This window comes from Novosphingobium resinovorum, assembly GCF_036352595.1.
GTDB classification, from domain to species: Bacteria; Pseudomonadota; Alphaproteobacteria; order Sphingomonadales; family Sphingomonadaceae; genus Novosphingobium; species Novosphingobium resinovorum_B.
In genome coordinates this window covers 1-4,304 of record NZ_JAZFAX010000084.1, presented here as the reverse complement: position 1 = coordinate 4,304, position 4,304 = coordinate 1, and the positions used below count along the sequence as shown (strand labels likewise).

The 4,304-nt window shown below is 66.3% G+C and carries 4 protein-coding genes; 2 read left to right on the top strand and 2 right to left on the bottom strand.

Going from position 1 to position 4,304, the window contains the following annotated elements; genetic code table 11:
- Positions 1-6 precede the first annotated feature (6 nt).
- Entirely contained in the window at positions 7-1,095 is a 1,089-nt protein-coding gene (locus V2S85_RS26775) for an RNA repair transcriptional activator RtcR family protein (RefSeq protein WP_330705825.1), read from the bottom strand.
- A 262-nt stretch (positions 1,096-1,357) separates the two neighbouring features.
- Here V2S85_RS26775 and V2S85_RS26770 point away from each other — a divergent pair, with 262 nt between their 5' ends.
- Positions 1,358-2,584 carry an RtcB family protein gene (locus tag V2S85_RS26770; RefSeq protein WP_330705824.1) on the top strand — a complete coding sequence of 409 codons (1,227 nt, stop codon included), beginning with the start codon at positions 1,358-1,360 and terminating at the stop codon, positions 2,582-2,584.
- Between the two features lie 42 nt (positions 2,585-2,626).
- The gene (gene rtcA, locus V2S85_RS26765; RefSeq protein ID WP_330705823.1) at positions 2,627-3,643 is read left to right on the top strand and encodes an RNA 3'-terminal phosphate cyclase; all 1,017 of its coding nucleotides are present in this window, start codon (positions 2,627-2,629) and stop codon (positions 3,641-3,643) included.
- 362 nt (positions 3,644-4,005) lie between these two features.
- Here the strand turns inward: rtcA and V2S85_RS26760 are convergent.
- Positions 4,006-4,304: oxidoreductase C-terminal domain-containing protein (locus V2S85_RS26760; protein ID WP_330705822.1), on the bottom strand; the 299-nt coding region annotated here is incomplete at its 5' end.

The following is a 4,304-nucleotide window of genomic DNA, read 5'->3' as shown; positions in this document are numbered from 1 at the left end:
GCGAAATCAACGCCGGGCATGATGGAAATTGGTCCGAACGATGCCCTTGGTGCGCCCCGAAGCCTCGACGTCATCAAACCAGCCCGCTTCGCCAGAAATTACCCGGTTTTTGCGGGTCTCCAGCTGAAAGTCGCTCTTCACTTCGGCGTCCGCACCCATCGGCAGGAAGCGCCGGTCCTCGATCGCGCGCAGGATCATCGCCTGCTCGTCGAGCCCGAGTTCGCCGATCTCGTCGAGGAACAGCATGCCGCCATCGGCGCTGCGCAGCAGTCCCGGGCGGTCGGCCGCGGCCCCGGTGAAGGCACCCTTGCGATGCCCGAACAGCGCCGACATCGCGCCGTCGCCGCGCAGGGTGGCGCAGTTGACCTCGACGAACGGCCCCGCGACCTGCCGCTTCACCTTCTTGAGATCGTGGATGCGACGGGCAAGCTGGCTCTTGCCCGCGCCGGTCGGTCCCATCAGCAGGATCGGCGCGCGGGTGCGCGAGGCGACCTGCTCGATCTCGTCGATCATGGCATTGAAGGCCGGATTGCGCGTCTCTATCCCGGACTTCAGGAAAGAGGTGCCCTCGCGCCGGTCGGCGGCGAAGCGGGTGGCGATGGAATCGTAGCGCGACAGGTCAAGGTCGATGACGCTCCAGCTGCCCGGCGCAGTGGCGTCGGCGCGGCGGCTCGGCTGCGTCTGGAGCAGGCGGCCGGGCAGATAATGCGCCTCGGTCAGCAGGAACAGGCAGATCTGCGCGACGTGGGTGCCGGTGGTGATGTGGACCAGCACATCCTCCGCCTCGGGGTCGAGCCGCAGGGTGCGCGTGAAGTCGAGCAGCTTGCCGTAGACTTCCTCGAAATCCCAGGCGTCGGCGAAGTCGATGACATGGCGCTCTACCGTGGTTTCCGGCGAAACGTCGGCGATGTCCTGGCTGACGTATTCGGCGAGGCGGCGGTGGGCACTGCCGTGGATCAGCACGAGGCGGTCGACGCGCAAGTCCTCGTGCATCGTCAGCGACACCGTGGGACGCCACTTCATCCAGCGCGAGGGGCCGAACTTGGCAGCGTCGAGAGTGGAGCCGAGAAAGCCGATGACGGTAAGCGATTTCATGATCGCATATAATAATGACTTATACTGTGATATACAAATTCTGGTTCTCTCGATTTCAGGACGCCGCGCCATAGCCACGGAGAAAGCCCGATTTTCCGCCGATCCCAAGAAATTCTCGATGGTCGCCGCCAGTTTGGCACACCCCGTGCATTTCCATCTGCGCCGGGCCAGTCGAACAGCCCGGCACAGCAGGCGAAAGCGGGGCGGCCGGAATGGGCCGGCCGCCTCCATTTCGCCGCAAGAGCATTTCAGGAGTACGGCCATGACCGACACCAGTTTCGAATTGCGGCAGGTCGAGGGCGGCGTGCCGGTGAAGATGTGGACCCGCGGCGTGCCCGTGGATGACAAGGCGCACGACCAGCTCGCCCGTGCGGCGAAGATGCCCTTCGTGTTCCGCCATGTTGCCGCCATGCCTGACGTTCATGTCGGCATCGGCGCCACCGTGGGCTCGGTGATCCCGACCAAGGGTGCGGTGATCCCGGCCGCCGTGGGCGTGGACATCGGCTGCGGCATGATGGCCGCGCGCACCTCCCTGATGGCGCATGACCTGCCCGACAGCCTGGAGGCCATCCGCTCCGCCATCGAGCAGGCGGTGCCGCACGGGCGCTCTGTGGGGCGCGGCAAGCGCGACCATGGTTCCTGGGGCGCGCCGCCGCCGGGAATCGTCGAGGCCTGGGCCACGCTCGCGGTGCGCTTCGAGCGGCTGTGCGACAAGCATCCGCGCCTCAAGAACACCAACAACCTCACGCATCTGGGCACGCTGGGCACCGGCAATCACTTCATCGAGCTGTGCCTCGACGAAGAAGCGCGGGTGTGGGTGATGCTGCATTCCGGATCGCGCGGGGTGGGCAACGCCATCGGCACGTTCTTCATCGAACTGGCGAAGCAGGACATGCGCAAGTGGCACATCAACCTGCCTGACGAGGATCTCGCCTACTTCCCGGAAGGGACCGACCACTTCGACGATTACGTGGAGGCGGTAGGCTGGGCGCAGGACTTCGCCGCGCTCAATCGGCGGATGATGATGGGCAACGTGATCGCGGCCCTGCGCAGCCAGATCGCCAAACCCTTCGAGGCGGAGCTGGAGGCGGTGAACTGCCACCACAACTACGTTCGCCGGGAGAACCACTTCGGCGAGAACGTGCTCGTCACCCGCAAGGGCGCGGTGCGGGCGGCGAAGGGGGTGATGGGGATCATCCCGGGCTCGATGGGCGCGAAATCGTTCATCGTGCGCGGGCTCGGCAACCCGGAGAGCTTCGAGAGCTGCTCGCACGGGGCGGGCCGGGTGATGAGCCGCACGCAGGCGAAGAAGCTCGTCTCGCTGGAGGAGCATGTGGCCGATACGGCGGGCGTCGAATGCCGCAAGGACGAAGGCGTCATTGACGAGACGCCGCGCGCCTACAAGCCGATCGAGGCGGTGATGGCGGCCCAGGCCGACCTGGTCGAGATCGTCCATACCTTGAAGCAGGTGGTCTGCGTGAAGGGGTGATCCCCTTTCACGCAGGCTGCCACTCCAGTATCAGAGAGTACCATGATCGAGATCGACGGTTCGGAAGGTGAAGGCGGCGGGCAGGTGGTGCGCAATTCGTGCGCGCTCTCGCTCGTCACCGGCAGGCCCTTTCGCATCACCAATGTGCGCGGCGGGCGCTCGAAGCCCGGGCTCATGCGCCAGCACGTTACTGCCGTGGAGGCAGCGGCGCGGATCGGCGGGGCCGAAGTCGGCGGCGCTGCCGTGGGCTCGGCCACGCTGGAGTTCCGCCCCGGCGCCGTGCAGCCCGGAGAGTACCGCTTCGCCGTGGGCACCGCGGGCAGCACCGGGCTTGTCCTGCAGACGGTACTGATGCCGCTGGCGCTGGCCGACCGCCCTTCGCGCCTGGTGCTGGAAGGCGGCACCCACAACATGCTGGCCCCGCCGTTCGACTTCATCGAGCGCACGTTCCTGCCGGTCATCAACCTCATGGGCCCGAAGGTAGAGGCGCGCCTCGTCCGCCACGGCTTCTACCCGCGCGGCGGCGGGCGGATCGAGGTGGACATCACCCCGACCCCGCTCACCCCGCTGGAATGCCTCGAAGGCGGCGGGTTCGACGGCGGATCGGCGCAAGTGCTGTTCACCGGCCTGCCGTTCGAGATCGCCGAACGCATGATCGCGCGGCTGCGCAGGGAACTGCCCGACTGGCCCGAGGACGCCTTCGCCGTGCGCGAACTTCCGCCCGACCAGGGCCCCGGCGTCATCCTCATGATCGAGGCGCGCAAGGCCCACGTGACCGAGATCGCCAGCGGCTTCGGCCAGCTGGGCGTGCCTGCCGAGCGGCTTGCCAAGACGGCGGCAGGCCGCCTGAAAGGCTACGTCGCGTCGCAGGCTTTCGCGGGCCCGTACCTTGCCGACCAGCTGGTGCTGCCCTTCGCTCTGGCAGGCGGCGGCGCCTTCACCACGGTGAAGCCGAGCGGCCATCTCATTACGGCCATCGAACTGGCGCAGCGTTTTCTTGGCAAGCCTATCACGCTGGAGCAGGAGCCTTGCGGAAGGCATCTAGTCAGATTTGCATAGAACAATCGGCGCGGGCAAACGCCGCAAGGCCAATGGCGGCTAATCTGGGCATCTGGGCACGGGAAAGCAGATCCGCCGGACCTTGGGACCGGTAGATCGCCGCTTAAGCGGCTGCAAAGGGTCGCCGCCCGCTGTAAGCGCCCTGCCCCGCGCGCCTTAAAGGGGAAGCGGCGCGGCATTCCATTGACGAGTATGCCCGGCGGAGGTTACGGCGTAAGCCGCGTTCCAGAAAATCTAGGCGGGCGGCCGGCTCGATTCCGACGGTCCCGGGGGCGCAATCGGCGGTACGCCGCAACGCTGACCCTACCACTTTGCCGTGGGTGCCGATCGGATTGATAAATTTTGCTCCGTTCAATGGAAAGCTATAATAGCTCTTTTAGCGGCACGCCCACATCGGCGAGGCGCCCGACATCAGGCGTCGCGCCGGCTTCCACCAGCTTGCGGCCCTGGACGTAGTCCTTGACCATGTTCACGCAGTCCAGCGCCACGACCTTGCCCTGCTTGAGGTAGACGACCGAGAAGCTGCGCCCCGCCACGTCGCCGCGCGTCACCGTCTGGTCGAAGCCCATGTTGATGCCTGCGGTCTGCAGCTTGAGGTCGTACTGGTTCGACCAGAACCACGGGAACGCCTTGTAGGGCTTTTCGTCACCGCAGATCGCCT